Origin of the sequence: Paenibacillus sp. FJAT-27812 (assembly GCF_001273905.1) — a bacterium.
Lineage (GTDB): Bacteria > Bacillota > Bacilli > Paenibacillales > Paenibacillaceae > Pristimantibacillus.
On sequence record NZ_LIGH01000001.1, the window covers coordinates 5,939,534 to 5,953,958 of the forward strand.

Annotated in this window: 21 protein-coding genes; 7 read left to right on the forward strand and 14 right to left on the reverse strand. The window is 45.8% G+C overall.

Annotation, left to right across the window (positions count from 1 at the left end):
* Positions 1 to 71 precede the first annotated feature (71 nt).
* Both ADU23_RS25340 and ADU23_RS25345 read right to left on the reverse strand, forming a co-directional pair.
* Positions 72 to 767 carry a DUF7002 family protein gene (locus ADU23_RS25340; protein WP_053376296.1) on the reverse strand — a complete coding sequence of 232 codons (696 nt, stop codon included), beginning with the start codon at positions 765 to 767 and terminating at the stop codon, positions 72 to 74.
* Between the two features lie 81 nt (positions 768 to 848).
* On the reverse strand, positions 849 to 1,346 hold the full coding sequence (locus tag ADU23_RS25345; protein WP_053377825.1) for a DinB family protein: 498 nt from the start codon (positions 1,344 to 1,346) through the stop codon (positions 849 to 851).
* Positions 1,347 to 1,579: 233 nt separating this feature from the next.
* Between ADU23_RS25345 and ADU23_RS25350 the strand changes: the two genes are divergently transcribed.
* Positions 1,580 to 1,876, forward strand: a complete 297-nt coding sequence (locus ADU23_RS25350; RefSeq protein ID WP_053376297.1) for a hypothetical protein — start codon at positions 1,580 to 1,582, stop codon at positions 1,874 to 1,876.
* Between the two features lie 44 nt (positions 1,877 to 1,920).
* On the opposite strand, the gene ADU23_RS25355 is transcribed toward ADU23_RS25350, so the two are convergent.
* Positions 1,921 to 2,463, reverse strand: coding sequence for a DUF1697 domain-containing protein (locus tag ADU23_RS25355; RefSeq protein ID WP_053376298.1), 543 nt, complete (start codon positions 2,461 to 2,463; stop codon positions 1,921 to 1,923).
* A 236-nt stretch (positions 2,464 to 2,699) separates the two neighbouring features.
* On the opposite strand from ADU23_RS25355, the gene ADU23_RS25360 reads away from it, so the two are divergent.
* Complete coding sequence (locus ADU23_RS25360; RefSeq protein ID WP_053376299.1) at positions 2,700 to 2,996, forward strand: hypothetical protein; 297 nt, start codon at positions 2,700 to 2,702, stop codon at positions 2,994 to 2,996.
* A gap of 59 nt (positions 2,997 to 3,055) precedes the next feature.
* Here ADU23_RS25360 and ADU23_RS25365 read toward each other — a convergent pair whose 3' ends face one another.
* From ADU23_RS25365 to ADU23_RS25375, 3 genes are all read right to left on the reverse strand, one after another.
* Positions 3,056 to 3,973, reverse strand: coding sequence for a hypothetical protein (locus tag ADU23_RS25365; RefSeq protein ID WP_053376300.1), 918 nt, complete (start codon positions 3,971 to 3,973; stop codon positions 3,056 to 3,058).
* 76 nt (positions 3,974 to 4,049) lie between these two features.
* Complete coding sequence (locus ADU23_RS25370) at positions 4,050 to 4,505, reverse strand: hypothetical protein (protein WP_157265956.1); 456 nt, start codon at positions 4,503 to 4,505, stop codon at positions 4,050 to 4,052.
* 178 nt (positions 4,506 to 4,683) lie between these two features.
* Positions 4,684 to 5,289 carry an acyl-CoA thioesterase gene (locus ADU23_RS25375; protein WP_176707672.1) on the reverse strand — a complete coding sequence of 202 codons (606 nt, stop codon included), beginning with the start codon at positions 5,287 to 5,289 and terminating at the stop codon, positions 4,684 to 4,686.
* Between the two features lie 172 nt (positions 5,290 to 5,461).
* On the opposite strand from ADU23_RS25375, the gene ADU23_RS25380 reads away from it, so the two are divergent.
* Positions 5,462 to 6,355: a LysR family transcriptional regulator gene (locus ADU23_RS25380; protein WP_053376303.1), complete on the forward strand. Its 894-nt coding sequence runs from the start codon at positions 5,462 to 5,464 to the stop codon at positions 6,353 to 6,355.
* A 62-nt stretch (positions 6,356 to 6,417) separates the two neighbouring features.
* Here ADU23_RS25380 and ADU23_RS25385 read toward each other — a convergent pair whose 3' ends face one another.
* On the reverse strand, positions 6,418 to 7,167 hold the full coding sequence (locus ADU23_RS25385) for a phytanoyl-CoA dioxygenase family protein (protein ID WP_053376304.1): 750 nt from the start codon (positions 7,165 to 7,167) through the stop codon (positions 6,418 to 6,420).
* Positions 7,168 to 7,365: 198 nt separating this feature from the next.
* On the opposite strand from ADU23_RS25385, the gene ADU23_RS25390 reads away from it, so the two are divergent.
* Positions 7,366 to 8,346 (forward strand): HD-GYP domain-containing protein, encoded by a 981-nt coding sequence (locus ADU23_RS25390; RefSeq protein ID WP_053376305.1) that lies wholly within the window; start codon positions 7,366 to 7,368, stop codon positions 8,344 to 8,346.
* A gap of 161 nt (positions 8,347 to 8,507) precedes the next feature.
* Here the strand turns inward: ADU23_RS25390 and ADU23_RS34085 are convergent, their stop codons facing one another.
* From ADU23_RS34085 to ADU23_RS25400, 4 genes are read right to left on the reverse strand one after another with little or no spacing between them, the layout of a single operon-like run.
* Positions 8,508 to 8,678 (reverse strand): VWA domain-containing protein, encoded by a 171-nt coding sequence (locus tag ADU23_RS34085; protein ID WP_331459286.1) that lies wholly within the window; start codon positions 8,676 to 8,678, stop codon positions 8,508 to 8,510.
* Positions 8,672 to 8,848, reverse strand: a complete 177-nt coding sequence (locus ADU23_RS34090) for a hypothetical protein (RefSeq protein ID WP_331459287.1) — start codon at positions 8,846 to 8,848, stop codon at positions 8,672 to 8,674. The genes ADU23_RS34085 and ADU23_RS34090 overlap by 7 nt, the downstream gene beginning before the upstream one ends.
* 50 nt (positions 8,849 to 8,898) lie before the next feature.
* Positions 8,899 to 9,579, reverse strand: coding sequence for an LrgB family protein (locus ADU23_RS25395; RefSeq protein WP_053376306.1), 681 nt, complete (start codon positions 9,577 to 9,579; stop codon positions 8,899 to 8,901).
* The gene (locus ADU23_RS25400; RefSeq protein WP_053376307.1) at positions 9,576 to 9,947 is read right to left on the reverse strand and encodes a CidA/LrgA family protein; all 372 of its coding nucleotides are present in this window, start codon (positions 9,945 to 9,947) and stop codon (positions 9,576 to 9,578) included. Before ADU23_RS25400 ends, ADU23_RS25395 begins: the two co-directional genes overlap by 4 nt.
* A 109-nt stretch (positions 9,948 to 10,056) precedes the next feature.
* On the opposite strand from ADU23_RS25400, the gene ADU23_RS25405 reads away from it, so the two are divergent.
* A complete protein-coding gene (locus tag ADU23_RS25405; protein WP_053376308.1) occupies positions 10,057 to 10,944 on the forward strand; it encodes a LysR family transcriptional regulator in 888 nt (295 codons plus the stop codon).
* A gap of 20 nt (positions 10,945 to 10,964) precedes the next feature.
* Here the strand turns inward: ADU23_RS25405 and ADU23_RS25410 are convergent, their stop codons facing one another.
* Together ADU23_RS25410 and ADU23_RS25415 are read right to left on the reverse strand one after the other, a co-directional pair.
* Complete coding sequence (locus tag ADU23_RS25410) at positions 10,965 to 11,918, reverse strand: sugar kinase (protein WP_053376309.1); 954 nt, start codon at positions 11,916 to 11,918, stop codon at positions 10,965 to 10,967.
* The gene (locus ADU23_RS25415; RefSeq protein ID WP_053376310.1) at positions 11,915 to 12,973 is read right to left on the reverse strand and encodes an SPFH domain-containing protein; all 1,059 of its coding nucleotides are present in this window, start codon (positions 12,971 to 12,973) and stop codon (positions 11,915 to 11,917) included. The genes ADU23_RS25410 and ADU23_RS25415 overlap by 4 nt, the downstream gene beginning before the upstream one ends.
* Before the next feature lie 266 nt (positions 12,974 to 13,239).
* On the opposite strand from ADU23_RS25415, the gene ADU23_RS25420 reads away from it, so the two are divergent.
* Entirely contained in the window at positions 13,240 to 13,602 is a 363-nt protein-coding gene (locus ADU23_RS25420; RefSeq protein ID WP_053376311.1) for a hypothetical protein, read from the forward strand.
* Positions 13,593 to 13,859 carry a sensor histidine kinase gene (locus ADU23_RS25425; protein ID WP_053376312.1) on the forward strand — a complete coding sequence of 89 codons (267 nt, stop codon included), beginning with the start codon at positions 13,593 to 13,595 and terminating at the stop codon, positions 13,857 to 13,859. Before ADU23_RS25420 ends, ADU23_RS25425 begins: the two co-directional genes overlap by 10 nt.
* A 43-nt stretch (positions 13,860 to 13,902) precedes the next feature.
* Here the strand turns inward: ADU23_RS25425 and ADU23_RS25430 are convergent, their stop codons facing one another.
* On the reverse strand, positions 13,903 to 14,391 hold the full coding sequence (locus ADU23_RS25430) for a hypothetical protein (protein WP_053376313.1): 489 nt from the start codon (positions 14,389 to 14,391) through the stop codon (positions 13,903 to 13,905).
* Between the last annotated feature and the right edge of the window lie 34 nt (positions 14,392 to 14,425).

The following is a 14,425-nucleotide window of genomic DNA, read 5'->3' on the forward strand; positions in this document are numbered from 1 at the left end:
CGGAGCTTTTCATCAATTGAAAAGTTCTATACCCTTTTTTTGAACAGCCAAATGGGATTTCTCCCAATCCTCTATTTTGCTTTCTTATTTTGTAAATCCGCAAGCGGCTTTGCCAGTCCCCTCCAACGTATAGGTAAAGCATCGGCTTCACTTAAGTATATAGCCCGCAAATACTTCGTTAAATCGTTAACCTGATCTTCAATCAAAACCTCGCGTATTTCCGATGCTTTTGTAGGTACCGTGTGATTGATTATGCGCTTAAACTCATTTGCCGGTAAAAACATACCCAAGCTTTTTTTATAAGAACAGCGATGCGGAAAGCGCGGCGCGCTCCCCGAGTCGTATTTAGAAAATTTCACGGCTGAATCATTTTCACTTAGCAAACAATAAGCATCCGCTTCCAATATGGCAAATTGCTCGTCTGGTTCTCTGCGGGTATACATATCCAACATTTTCAGGCAATCCCTAACAGTTGGCCAGAAGAACACATGTCGGTCCAAGCACGAACGAAACTGCTCCTGCGTCGTTGAAGGATCGATCATACTATCAGGAATCCGAAGATGTGCATTTATCGTAATCGTTAATTCGTCATAGCTCACGTCCATCATACCAACTCTGCGCTCGCCCGTAAGATGAGGATCGATGTTAAAACTGGACATTAATCGATCCAGATGCGCAATAGCAGGCAAGTTCCTTGCCCTCGTAAAATGATAAAGGGACTTTCTCCCCTTCGTTTTGGTCACTTCCGATATCACATCATCCCGCAACGCTCTCTCCCCTGTCGAAATTCGATAGCCATAGCATTTCTATAATGTCAGCTTTTCAAACTACAGCGATTATATTTAGCATTAAACGGGATAACCCCCGCCTGGCGGCGGCCAAGCTCCATTTATTCGGCGAAGCAGTACGATCTCCCCTAAATGATAGGAATTATGTGAGGCAATGTTGCGCAAAATGCCCGCTTTCGTTTCGGTAGGAAAATTTGCTATGGATTCATCCAGCTGCGTAGATCGAGCAATCTGACACGCTTTATCGATCCCACTTAGAAAATGCTGAACAATCGCTTGCCACTCCTCTTCGTTCTCCGGAGCTTCCTCGCTCGGCCAGCTATCCATCACATGCGAAGGCATGAGTGGCTTTCCTCCCTCAAGGTAGGTCAACAAAAAGCTTTGCCAGTAGCTCATATGCTTTAATAGCTGATAAATGCTGTAAGGCGCTTCACCGGTGCGTTTGCCTGCAAGCTCTGCTGTAATATCCGGCAATGCTCTAGCAATTGGGATATGTCCGCGTTCACCAATTAACGATTTTACGAGCGCTTCACCAAATGCTTGATTGGATTCTAGAATAGTCATCGTTGTTCTCCTCTTCCTTCTGTAAGGTTTCGTACGCTGCAATGTATTAGTTATTAGATTGTATAAAATTAAGTTTCACTAAATAATACTGCGCAGTTATTCGCTGTGTCAAGAAGGGTGATACGCACGTTAAAAAGCCTATTTAATAGAATCCGTACAAATGTACAAACATAATTCTATCAATAATCATAAGATGCTATTAATTCTGATTAAGGGAGATGATAGAAATGCCAAGAAACAAAAGCGGTGGTAACAGAAGCGGCGGCAACCGCAGCGGTGGTAACAGAAGCGGTGGAAATCGCAGCGGAGGTAATAGAAGTGGAGGCAACAGAAGCGGCGGCAACGTGCAACGCGTTTTATCCCAAATTGGAGTTGGTACTCCTGGTATTCGCATTCACTTTGACAATACTTTCCACACCGGCGTTTTCTTAGGATTTAGCAACGGCTCAGTCATCATTCTTGACAACGGAGTTCCACGCTATATCAAGGTTACTGCTGTCACTGCCGTCGACGTTGGCGTTTAATTGTTTATAGAGTGCCTGTGCAAGGCACTCTATACATAAGTTTCTCAATGAGAATTCAATGCATCTGCCATTGCTTGAAGCTTTAAAACCGTTTTCCAGTTGCGTGCGGTTGCAGGAAGTACCTTTTGGAATTTTTTCGGAAGGTTGGAATCGAGCATGCTTCCGCTATAAAAGAAATAAATGTCTCTTCCGGCAATCAGATAATCATCGTCATTCAGTTCAACCTCTGGGAGCTTGTCAATCGTGTCATCGGTAGGCGGTTTCTTTAAAAAAGTAAGATGGATGCTCTGTCCCTCTGCCAAAGACTTAAAATCAAATGGGCATTTATCTATAATGCTTGCAAGCTCGGAAGCAGACCGTAAAATAACAGCAATATTAAATCCAAAGCATTTGCTAATTTCGCTTTCGATTTTCTCTTCCAGCAGTTCCTCCCCTTCCTCCGATTCGAACATCACATTTCCGCTATTTATGTAAGTTTGTACGCGTTCGAAGCCCATCGCTTCGAACATTTTTTTAAGCTCAGCCATTTTTATCATATTGTGTCCGCTCACATTAATTCCTCGCAATAATGCAAAATAAATGGTCATGACGCTGCTCCTTCTCGTCCATTGGCGTTTTTTTGGCATTCTTTACTATTATAACCTGCGCGTTAACGAATGTCCTGTCGACCGCCTCCGCCTTGCGGCATGATTCGTCAAATCATCCTATAATAAGCCCCGAGCGTTTGACAGCCTTTTTTGCCGAAATCCTATATTCTTGTCTTGTTCCTATGCAAGGCTTCACTGAAATATGCCAATTATTTTTAGAAAGAAAGAGGAGATGGATGATGCTAATTAAAAAGAAAACCGATATTGCTTTTATTTTAGAGAACTTTAACGAATTGGCGCAATGGGACGCTTCGGGCGAAAAATTTTATTTCGTCTTTGCCGATCGCAAGCGCGGCGGACAATGGACGCTCATGAGCTACCCGGAGGAGCGCTACAGCATACATGGACTAGGGCAGGACTATTTGGATGAGGCCGAGCATTTTTTCGATGAACAAGAGCAGATCCATTCCTTCCTTTGGGAAAATCGAGCTGCTTTCAACGCTGCTTTAAAACCAACGACCATGTGCAGCTAACTTTTGGAGCGCAAAAAAACAAAAAAAACACACATCATTGACGTGTGTTTTTTGCTGTTCTATTTTAACGAAGCTGGCGTCCCTTTGTAGCTCAGCCTCTGCTGCAGCATTTCAGCGAGTTCCTCTGGCGTGTCCCAAACAAATGGACGGATTGGATGTGCTTGAACGAGCTGCTCATTCATGGAGCTTCGTCTCACCGTCCATATAAGAGGGATATTTTTGCCAAGCGCATAACCCGCTGCAAAATAAACCTCGGCTGATTGATCGGTCAGATCAGCAATGATAAGCTTGCTATCGGAAATCATTGAAATCGAATGATTCTCTCGATCCTCCTGTTCGGATTGAACAAACAAGCGGGGCAAATACCCGCACTGCTCCATTTTGGGAAAGATACTCTCCTGCCATTCCCTGCGCAGCTCATGATCCTCTGGAAGAAGCATGAAGCATGGTTTTAATCTTCGCCCCCCTGCACCTGCAGCAGCTTCGCTCCACCCTTTCTCCGTCAGCTTAAAGGTCATCCCTTCCCTAATGATCAGCTGCCCCTCTTTGAGCGTCTCTATAATGTACACAAGCTCTTGCAAATTCGGCGAATAGGTCAAGTTAAAGCTTTGCGACAGCGGATGGATGACTACTGCCTCTAAAGGCGCATCCGAATGCCGGTACAAATATTGCAGCAGGCGGCCTGCTTTATCTTCGACAGAAACAGGAATTTTCGGTGAATTAGCAATCACCTCAATGGTTTCACTTGTCAGCGTAACCAACTCGCCGCAATCGGTTTGTTCGCGGATATATGCGGAAATGACCGGAAATCGTTTGCTTTTCATTTGATAAGAAATCGAATTAATGGCATTATAACTCTCTCTTAGTAATCGGTAAGAACCGTCAGGCACGCAATAGCAGCCCATATAATGATCATGCTCACCTTTTGCTTCAATTGGCACGATCTCAGAACAGAACAAGCATCGTTTCTTTTCCATTATCGTAATTCACCCCTATACATGTATCTTTCGCACATCTTACCGGATATTAGGGGTGATGTGCGATTAAGATTCTTTAATAAGGGGTGGTAATTTTTTCTTTACACCGGCATTGGCTCTCCAATTGGTCACATTTGTTGCAGTAATAAGGGTAAAGTTCGGAATCGTCATTCGCCTTTGCTTCAACAATAATTTTATAGAGTACATCAACTTCCCCGTCCTGAAGATCAAGATCGCGATAGATGTCGCTTAGCGGCGGCGGATTCTCATTGCGGAAGGAAGCAAGCGTAACAGGACTCATCTCCCAGCTGCTTGCTTCATATTTCTTTATTCGACGCGGCGAAGGTTGATTGGAGCCATTTAAACGCACAATAATGACAAGAATGAAAGAAGACACGAGCATAACGGTACCTGATTTCCATGAATCCGTTAATCCGAGTACAAGGACGGAGAAAATGACGGCTGGGAAAACAAACAGCAGCGAGAAAAGAGCGACAAACAGCTTCACTAATATTCTCCCTATTTCGTCCATGGCTTACTCCTTTTTTATAAAAAATCGCCTCTTTTCATCCTATGCTGCAACAGGTTATCCCTATTTTCAGTTTATGCCGAACAAGCTACGCGAGAGAATCCAATCAAAACAGGCTGCAACGCATACATTCGCGGCAGCCTGATGATATAAATCTTTTGCAAACGGGTATTGCTTTCGCCTACCAATCTACGCCCCATGCCGACTCATAACCTTTGTTTGCAGCATTTTGCGGCCTAGACTGCGCACTTGTTTCCTTAACACGTTCCGTGCCCATAAAGCTTGCAAAATGTTTGCTTTCCTGCCGGCGGATCCGTCTAGCTTCCTTGCGGTCAGGCGCGGTGTCAAACAATAACCGCTCCTCATCCGATTCTGCGATTACGCCCGGAACTTCCGTTGGCTTGTCATCATCGCCTAGTGCAACAAAGGTCAGGAAAGAGGTCGCGCATACTCTGCGTCCGCCTGTTAGCAAATCCTCAGTCACTACGCGGACAAATACTTCCATTGACGTTTTATGCGACCAAGTGACAAATGCGTTCAGACTTACCGCATCGCCTTTTTTGACTGGATACAGGAAATCGACGGAGTCCGTAGATGCCGTCACAACTGGCCTGCGGGCATGCTTAGTTGCGGCAATCGTAGCCACATCATCTATATAAGCCATTAGCTTTCCTCCAAAGATCGTACCGTGATGGTTCGTATCCGGCGGAAGGACGATAGCTTCTTTTATCGTTAATGACGCTGAAGCGGGTCTAGCTTTTATAGGCAATACTAATTTCTCTAACATGTTCATGGTAACACCTTTTTTCTTTATAAAATTTTTTCGACAACGCTAAGTTTACACCTGAATCACATATAGGTAAAATACATATATCGAATAGTTTTCATTCCTTTTCATTATACTTGCTCTTACCTTTGAACATATACGGATGCTGTCCAAGCAGAAGGAGACGATCCTCATGGATCTTAAACATTTGAATTATTTTGTCGCCGTCGCAGAAGCAGGCAGCTTCACGCAAGCTGCACGCAAGCTTCATGTTACGCAGCCTTCTTTATCGAAAATGGTACGTTTGCTGGAGGAAGACCTCGGCGTGCAGCTCATCGACCGCTCCGCCAAACAGATTGAACTGACGGATGCCGGTCTAACCATCCTCCGCTCGGCCAAGCATATTATTCAGTCGTTCGAGCATATGTCGAGCGAGCTTGAAGAGGTCGCCAAACTAAAAAAAGGAATGCTCCGACTCGGCATTCCCCCAATGGTAGGCGGTTATTTTCTTCCGTCCATTATTGAAAAATTTTTAACCCACTATCCGCAGATACGACTGCAAGTCATTGAACAAGGCGGCAAAAGCTTAGAGCAGGATATTTTGCAGGGCGAGCTCGATTTCAGCATGGTCATCCTTCCTGTCAAAGATGTGGAGAAATATCATGTTCTTCCCTGCATGAACGAAAACCTGCGCCTTGTCGTTCACGCCGGCCATAAGCTTGCTTCAGAGCCATCCATTCGGATGGATCAGCTGGAACATGAGTCCTTCATTATGTTTCGTGAAGACTTTACGATCCACCATCTGATCAAAGAGCAGTGCACGGCGGCTGGCTTCGAGCCAAAAGTCGTGTTTGAAAGCTCCCAGTGGGACTTCATGACGGAAATGGTCGCTGCAAAATACGGCATTACGCTTTTGCCAGAGCGCGTGTGCATGCAGCTTGACCCAAAACGCTTCGCTTCCGTATCCATAGTCCAGCCGTCGATCCCCTGGCAATTATCGATGATCTGGAAGAAGGACAAGTACTTGTCCTTCGCATCGAAAGAGTGGATTCGGTTCATGGAAAGCGAGCTCCAGAATAACAAATAACTTATAAAATGCCCGCCAGCCACTGTTGGTTCGACTTTAAAAGCCCATGGCGGACTCAAAGATTATTTCAAAACATATTTCTCTCGCAGATCCTCACGCAAAGTTACAGCCGAATCCTCTCTAATGTAATGGCAAACGTATGAGCGGCGCCAGCGGTCTTTGCTGCGGTTGCGATTGGAGGAATGGATCAGCAGCTCATGGAAAAATAAAATATCACCTTTCTCCATTATGACTGGGATTTGCTCATTTAGATCAATGCCTTCCGTCTCTTCCGTCCACTCTTCATGCTCCTCGAGATTTTTCACCTTGCCATGCGGCAGCAGCCCTAGCTTATGCGTGCCTGGAATCACCCATAGGCAGCCATTCTCGGCATCAACCTTCTCTTCCATCGCTATCCATGCCGCAACCATCGTCATGGGATCATTTTTGATATAATAGTAGTCTTGATGTGCAGCTTGGCCTGGTGAGCCCGGTTCCTTGTAGAAATACATGCTCTGCACGCACACAGCCTCTTTCTCCATAAGCTGTGCAAGCGTTCCGCGTACGAGCGGCAGCTTCATGACCTGCCTTGAGAAGCTGTCATGCTGATGAGGGTTGAACAGCCGTGTCGAGAAACGTGCTTTCTCTGAGGTTCGAGCAAAGTCAGGCGTCTCTTCCAGCGGTGCCGAACGCATCTCATAAATATGTCTATTAAAAGCATCAATTAAGTCGCCGCTGCAGCCTTTTTTTATTAAAATATAACCGTCTCTCTTGTATTGCTCAAGCTGTTCGTTGGATAATGGTTTTAAAAGCTCGTTTGGTAAGGTAATCATTGCAAACATCCCCTCTTCCATAAGTGAATGTGACCGGTGAATGTATACCCTGTCACTATACGTAAATCTTACGGTGGAAGGCCGTCATCAGCAATGGCTATAATTATCGTTCTTGTGTCTGAGATTGATATTCTCATGGAGGAGATACACAACCTTTTTACATACAGATGTTATTACATAGACAAGGGAGTTCAGGTTATGAGTACTAGACAAAATTTGCAACGCGGGGTTGAATTGATTGGTTTGCTTGCTGCTTGTTGGTTTGCAGTGTATGCCAACAATGGGACAAGCGGGGTATGTGTGCATTTATTTTATTTTCCGATTATTTTAGCCGCTAGATTCTGGGGATGGAGAGGCGGAGCAGCTGTTGGACTGTTAGGAGCGATTTCATTAGGGCCATGGATGCAGCAAAATATTCATTTGAACCTTGATCAAACGACGTTCAATTGGACGATCCGTATTTTCTTCTTTATCGGATTCGGTGCTTTTACCGGGATGTTATTTGCTATTTTAAAAAATAGCCGAAACCACATTCTGCTCCAAAATGCCGAGCTGGAACAAAAAAACGAAGAAATCATTAATCAAAAAAACGACATGGAGCAGCAGAGGAATGAAATCGAAAAAACGAAAGATCAAATCAAACAATTCGGCACCGAAATTATTAAAGTGCTGGCGCAAGCGATTGAAACCAGAGACCCTTTTACCAATGGTCATAGCCAGCGAGTAGCCGAGCTAGCCTATATTATTGGCGATCGTATGGGACTTAGCGAACGTGAGCTGCTGAGCTTGAAGTGGTCCGCCCTTGCTCATGACATTGGGAAAATAAACATACCTGAGCATATTTTAAACAAAGAAGGACGATTAACGGAGATTGAATACGAAACGATAAAGAAGCATACGGAGCATGGCAAGCGCGTGCTGTCCGGCATTCAATATGCGGAAAACGTGATAGATGGCAACGGTTATCGGGACGGGTTAACCGGCGAGCTGAATGCGCTTCAAACGCGCATCATCGGGGTATGTGACGTATGGGATGCGCTGACCTCCAACAGAGCCTATCGCAAGGCTATGACGGATGAAGAGGCGATGACGATTATGATAGCGGGCAGAGACGTCCATTTTGATGCGGAGGTACTCGATATTTTGCTCGATTTTGTTAAAGAACAAGGAGTCGATTAATTGGGGTTATACGGCGGTTTATCAGCTCATTTGGCGGGGCTTGCGTAGAAATAAGTCATATTTCTATACTTATTATTCGAATTTGAGCTAGTTGGTGTGAAATAGAGCTAGTTTCTAGCTCTATTTCCATCAGTTAGCGGCTCTATGTTTAATGAAATGCCTTAGCTTGGCCTAATAATCCGTTTCTCTTTAGCAGCCTTCAGCCAGCTTGGAAATTCATTTAACAGCCAATCGTACAGCCTTTCATCCGATATGGCTGCAATATCATCAATATGGACGAAATTCGCATTATCCACGATCCGCCCCTCCATCGTATCAAGCTGCTTCAGCACCTCGAAGTCAGAATGGCCGATCCCGACAAACTGCCAGAAGATCGGTTGAACGCAGCGTTGATGATGACCTTCTTGATTGGCTTCACAACGCCCTCGTTATTAATAAAGATAATAAATACAGACGTTTCGCTATCCTCCTCCACCGTATATTTACGAATGACATCCTCCATGACCGGTGGCTCGTTATTGCGTCCAAACTTATGTTTGGCATGGTTGCTTCTTAACCAAATAAACTGATCAGCCAAGGGGCAGCTAGCAGCGTAACGAATGCGGTGACCATCATCGCAATGCCTGCAACCGAGCCGGTAACCGCATCATATTCAAGCGCTTTGCTAATACCGGCGGAATGAGCGCTTGTTCCAAATAAAACTCCGCGCGCGATGGCGCTTTTGATCCCGAACCACTTCACGATAAGCGGTCCTGCAATTAAGCCTATTAGACCTGTTAGGAGTGTAGCAATTGCCGTGATTGTCGGCACGCCGCCTATGGAGCTGGATATCGAGATCGCAATGGGCGTTGTTGCCGAGCGTGGGGCTAGACTCTCCATAATGTCTGGCTCTAGTCCAAATAAATAGGCTAAGCCTGCTGAACTCAGTATGGCGATGACAGCGCCGGCGGTAACGCTGGTTGCAATGGCCCAGCCATTTTTTTTCAAAATGTCCAAATGCCGATACAGCGTCATTGCCAGTGCAATCGTAGCAGGCTCAACCAGCTTCGTCAGCCACCCCGCTCCTTCATCATATTGATCAAAAGAAACACCGCTAAGCTGCGTCGCAAGAATGACAACGATAGGCGCAACGAGCAGCGGCGTCAGATAAACCTTCGGATAAGCGCGGTACAATTTCTTTGCGGCCCAATAGACGGCAATCGTGCCGCATAACCAACCTATAGCTTGGATCATCTCGCTTCCTCGCCTCGTTTCCCGGCCAATCGTTCGCCGATCAGCCCCGCAAACAGCATAACCGCAATCGTGCTAATGAATATCGAGAGAAAAATAAATATACCGCTATGGATGACTAAGCTTTTGTAATTCGTAATGCCAACCGCCGCAGGAATAAAAAATAACAGCATCTCCGCCAGCAGCCATTTTGAGCCTAATTCGATCCACTCCATGCGGATTACTTTTAGCTGCAGCAAGGAAAATAAGATGACAATGCCAACGATGCTGCCCGAAACCGGCAAATGCAGCCATGCGACGATCGCATCCGATAGCTGCGCCAGTACAATAAATAGGAGGACCTGTACCGCTGTTTTTAGCATCTTCCCCATGATGACTCCACCTCTTCCACTACAAGAAGTATACAGAGTGAGTCCTCATAGGTAAAATGAATATATCTTATGATTCGCATTCCATTTATCTATGTGAAGAGGTGACCGGATGGAAATCCGCCATTTGCAGTACATTGCTGAAATTGTCCGCTGCAACAGCTTTACCAAAGCGGCCGAAGCGCTGCACATTACCCAGCCTACGATTAGCAAAATGATCAAAAACCTGGAGAACGAGCTTAACTTTGAAGTGTTCGACCGCGACGGAAAGCCTATTAAGCTTACCGCTGCCGGCAAAGCCATCTATGATTATGCCGTGCCAATTCTAGAGCTGTTCGATAATTTGCAGACAGAAATTAATGATTTGGCCTATTTAAAGAAAGGCAGCATCCGGATCGGACTGCCTCCGATGGCTGGTTCGAGCTTTTTTCCAAGCGTGCTAAAGAGCTTTCAGGATCGTTACCCCGGCATTGCGATAAAGCTGGCCGAAGACGGAGCGAAAAAAGTAGAGGAGCAAGTTGCGGAAGGGGCACTGGATGTGGGAGTTGTGTTATGGCCGGTTGACGAGACGCTGTTTGAATCCTTCCAGCTTGTCTCGGATCGGTTAAAAGTCCTTCTCCATCCTTCGCATCCGCTTGCAGCCAGCAAGCAAATAACGCTTAACGAGCTGGCAAATGAGCGGTTTATTTTGTTCAACAGCGATTTCGCCCTGCATGACCGCATTATTAATGAGTGCCAAGCGATAGGCTTTGATCCGCATATCGTCTATGAAAGCTCGCAATGGGACTTTATCGGAGAAATGGTCGCAGAAAATCTAGGGATAGCGATGCTTCCAGAGCGAATATGCGCGCTGCTTGATTCCGCGAAAGTAAGCACGGTTCCGCTCGTTCAGCCTGTTATTCCTTGGCGCCTTGCGATGGTGTGGAAGCGGACGGGCTATCTCTCGTTAGCGACAAGAGAATGGATAGCTTTTAACAAAGAACGTTTTGCCTCACAGTAGCAGCATATTGCTTCCGCCATCTAAATGATCAGCTGACCTTTGCTCTCTGCTGGACTAATCGTTGCTTCCACGCCGGAGTTAAATGACAAATAGTCGCTTTCCATGCCATCGCTAAAGATGACGCCATTCTCAGGCATTTGTGACGTAATGCGTAGCGGGCTTGCTTCATCGATCTGGCCAAAAACAAGCTCTGCGCCTGTTATTTTGCTAGCGAACGGCTCTCTCACTGAGAAATATAGGTAAGGCGAGTGACAAGCGAAGTCATTCCGGTCGAGCATATTCGGCGCAAGCGTTATTTGCTGATTGGTTACGCTGCTGACGATGCCGGCTGCTCCGGCTAGAACGCTTTTAAACCAGCCTGTAGAGCCAAGCCCCGTGGAGACGATAATTCCGCTCGAGGATTGCTGCTCGATCCGATTGTCCTGCATTAGCGAATAACGGGCGGATACATGCGTTTTTTGCCCTACGAACAGATCGTTCACCCCATACAAAAGCTGTCCGTCATTGAGCTCGACTTTGGCTAAGGTCACTTCTTTGATCTGGCGCCTTTGATTCAGCACATCAGGCACGATTAGTTTTAAATCGTTGACCGCAAACGGCAGGAGCACCCCATCCCAGCGCATCGGATCGGGGTTGACGCCGATTAGCGGCTGTTCTCTTAAATATTTCAGCGTATTGGCGACAAGACCATCCTGCCCAATGACGACAACAACATCCTGTTTGCCAAAAATAAAATTAGGCACATGCTCCCTTTCTACGATTTGCACGCGTCCCATTACACTCAGCTCCGCTGCCGCATGCGCGACAGCCTTCCGGTACCGTTCGTCCTCAGCGATATAATCGCCAAAGTCCGCTCCAAGCCGCTCGATGTAGAACTGCGCCTGCTGAACCGTATTGTAGCGAACGGCCAGCTCCTCCAGACGCGTCCTGCGCTTAATTAAAATTATTTTATGGCTGAGCATCGCTTCCTTCATCGGCTCCCTCCTCCCCCTTTATTTCCCGGCATTGCCAAATGCTCTGATCCCGACAGAAGGCCTTGCAATAAATCAGGAGTAATATTGAGCTGACCAATCTTCTCAGCCTTCTCCGCAATATCCTGAAATGCAATAGCAATCAATTTGCTTGGTTCCATGCCCAGGTTCGTCATCGCCTGCAGCACATAAGGCTGCGTACCGTTTATCGACTTCATAATGGCTGCAAGCTCGTAGGCTTTGGCATCTGCTTCGGCATTTTTGTTCGCAACGGCAAGCTCAATCAACGCTCGCTTCTGTTCCTCAAGCGCCGTGTCAAAATGAAGCTGCTCTTCTTTCATTTCGTTTTGCTTCTGCTTTACCAGCCTCTCGGCATCCAGCTGTGTTTCTCTAATTTGCTTTTTCTTTGTTTCGATCGCGATTTCAGTGCTCAGTTCGTTCTCCTTAACACGTCGTTCCTGCTCAATCGAAGCATTGCGGCGCTCGTATAACGCTTCATCCGCATCACGAAGAATCTCCTCGCGTGCCTTCGCTTCAAGCGCTCGCATCGTCTCTTTGTTAGGCAGGATCGCAAGCACGGAAAGACCCATCAGCTCGATGCCAAGCTTCTCGATTTCCTCGCTCTCTTTAACTTCCCTTATCGTGCGGGCAACCAATCTTTCGCTTGATTGAATCGCCTCTTTTAAGGGCATTTGCTCCAGTTGTTTTTTGATCAATACCTTCACGAGATGAATGATGCGCTGTGCCAGCTTGTTTGGATCGTCAGAGAGGTACGTTTTCTTTTTTAGATGGTACGTATAATTTAAAATTTGCGTCGTTTTCCTGTAATCGACAATGCGATAAGTCAATTGACCCTGCACCGTAACGGTCTGGTAGTCATGTGTAATCTCTTCGAACATAAACGGAACGTCAATTGAGGACACAGGCACGACAACCACCGAAGTAGTCGGCTCATAATAATAAAAGGAGAGGCCAACCCCCTCTTGGACGACCTTCCCGTTTTGCACCTTTAACACATACTCGCTTGGCTGAAATTTGACGAATCGAAATCCGAACATCAAAATGACCTCACTTTCGATTGGGTTTGGATAATTGTTTATATTTCAAATATATCAAATTGATATTATCAATACGATAACATCGATTTCCAATACTGTCAATATGAAAGTATCACGATTTAATCATAAAAGCTATGGCTTAAGTCCCCCTCCTAAATATCCATTTCTTGCAAAGTATTCGTTTACAAAAGGACTAATTTATTATAAAATTCTTAATAACGAACATTATGTTCGTAACTAATGTATTGTCGGGAGGTGTTGATGTCATGTCCAAATTCAAAAAAGTTTTATGCCTTACCTTGCTAATAGGCGTATGTATGTTCCCGGCTTCCGCATTTGCTTCATCTAGCCATTCATTTTCTGATGACAAGAAAAGCTTTTTCTCCAGCATTTTATCCGTGTTCTCGGGGTCAAAAAGCAACAGCAATCAGAATAGTAACAATAATTATCAAAACAACAATAATAATAAAAACAACAATCAATCCAATAAACATAAGGTCGATAAGGATTGGAACTCCAAGGGTTGGTTTGATTGGTGGGATGATGATGACTGGTGGGATGACATCTGTTGGTGGGACAAGAACAAAGATGATTCCTACAAAATTTGGGAGCGCTACTATTGTTATTAATCCGCCATTATTTGCAAAACCGTTGGCTGGCGCCGGCGGTTTTTTTATATTTCCCAAGCACGGCAGGCGGTGAAGCATGGCATCTTAAGCCGCTTCAAAGGCGGCATGCTATTGGTTTATTAAATACGGATAGGCGTCTAAAACAGATGTACGGGAAAGGTCTTCAAATTGTGAGCACGCCTGATCAAGGAACAACCGTCACGTTCATCATCCCGAATAAATCAGCCAACAACAAAGAAAGCGACAGGAGCCTATAATGGCTATGTCGCTTTCTTTGTTGTTCGATTCGCCACCTGTATGCTAATAGCGATAAGCTTTGCAATGCAGTCTTACACCGAGAACTGCCACCCAATCGTCAAAAGCACGCATCATCCGTCCCGTTCGTTTCTCGTTCTTATAACCACGGTAATCCTTTAACAAGGGAACAAGCCAGCTGCTTAACGGAGAAGCCGCATTTCCGATGGAATAACGGATCTGACAGCCTTTGGCATGCGGTTTAAGCTCGTAATCGTTGCGGTACCACCAGCCTCCGAATACCGTAAAATGCCCGTTCGCTGCATCGATATCCATATACGCTACGCGAATGGCTGCCGCTTCATCGCCCGTATAAATCGTAAACAGCTGCGGGCCTCCCTTCACCTGCAAAGTGCCGCCGCTTCCACTTGCACCCGTCAAGAGCAGCGGCAAATGGCTCGCTGTTATCCGGCCTATAGGCATTGTCGATAGATAACTCACAACCTCTTCGTATGGTTTCTCTATAATTCCCGTGTAAGAGATGATTTCCTTCAACGCCATAGCCCCCAATGAAAATATGTATCTTCAT

Excerpts from the sequence above, each read along its gene's own strand:
- ADU23_RS25350 (WP_053376297.1), top strand. The coding sequence starts at position 1,580 with ATGCCAAGAAACAAAAGCGGTGGTAACAGAAGCGGCGGCAACCGCAGC.
- ADU23_RS25355 (WP_053376298.1), bottom strand. The coding sequence starts at position 2,463 with ATGACCATTTATTTTGCATTATTGCGAGGAATTAATGTGAGCGGACAC.
- ADU23_RS25360 (WP_053376299.1), top strand. The coding sequence starts at position 2,700 with ATGATGCTAATTAAAAAGAAAACCGATATTGCTTTTATTTTAGAGAAC.
- ADU23_RS25365 (WP_053376300.1), bottom strand. The coding sequence starts at position 3,973 with ATGGAAAAGAAACGATGCTTGTTCTGTTCTGAGATCGTGCCAATTGAA.
- ADU23_RS25370 (WP_157265956.1), bottom strand. The coding sequence starts at position 4,505 with ATGGACGAAATAGGGAGAATATTAGTGAAGCTGTTTGTCGCTCTTTTC.
- ADU23_RS25375 (WP_176707672.1), bottom strand. The coding sequence starts at position 5,289 with ATGTTAGAGAAATTAGTATTGCCTATAAAAGCTAGACCCGCTTCAGCG.
- ADU23_RS25380 (WP_053376303.1), top strand. The coding sequence starts at position 5,462 with ATGGATCTTAAACATTTGAATTATTTTGTCGCCGTCGCAGAAGCAGGC.
- ADU23_RS25385 (WP_053376304.1), bottom strand. The coding sequence starts at position 7,167 with ATGATTACCTTACCAAACGAGCTTTTAAAACCATTATCCAACGAACAG.
- ADU23_RS25390 (WP_053376305.1), top strand. The coding sequence starts at position 7,366 with ATGAGTACTAGACAAAATTTGCAACGCGGGGTTGAATTGATTGGTTTG.
- ADU23_RS34090 (WP_331459287.1), bottom strand. The coding sequence starts at position 8,848 with ATGGAGGATGTCATTCGTAAATATACGGTGGAGGAGGATAGCGAAACG.
- ADU23_RS25395 (WP_053376306.1), bottom strand. The coding sequence starts at position 9,579 with ATGATCCAAGCTATAGGTTGGTTATGCGGCACGATTGCCGTCTATTGG.
- ADU23_RS25400 (WP_053376307.1), bottom strand. The coding sequence starts at position 9,947 with ATGGGGAAGATGCTAAAAACAGCGGTACAGGTCCTCCTATTTATTGTA.
- ADU23_RS25405 (WP_053376308.1), top strand. The coding sequence starts at position 10,057 with ATGGAAATCCGCCATTTGCAGTACATTGCTGAAATTGTCCGCTGCAAC.
- ADU23_RS25410 (WP_053376309.1), bottom strand. The coding sequence starts at position 11,918 with ATGAAGGAAGCGATGCTCAGCCATAAAATAATTTTAATTAAGCGCAGG.
- ADU23_RS25415 (WP_053376310.1), bottom strand. The coding sequence starts at position 12,973 with ATGTTCGGATTTCGATTCGTCAAATTTCAGCCAAGCGAGTATGTGTTA.
- ADU23_RS25420 (WP_053376311.1), top strand. The coding sequence starts at position 13,240 with ATGTCCAAATTCAAAAAAGTTTTATGCCTTACCTTGCTAATAGGCGTA.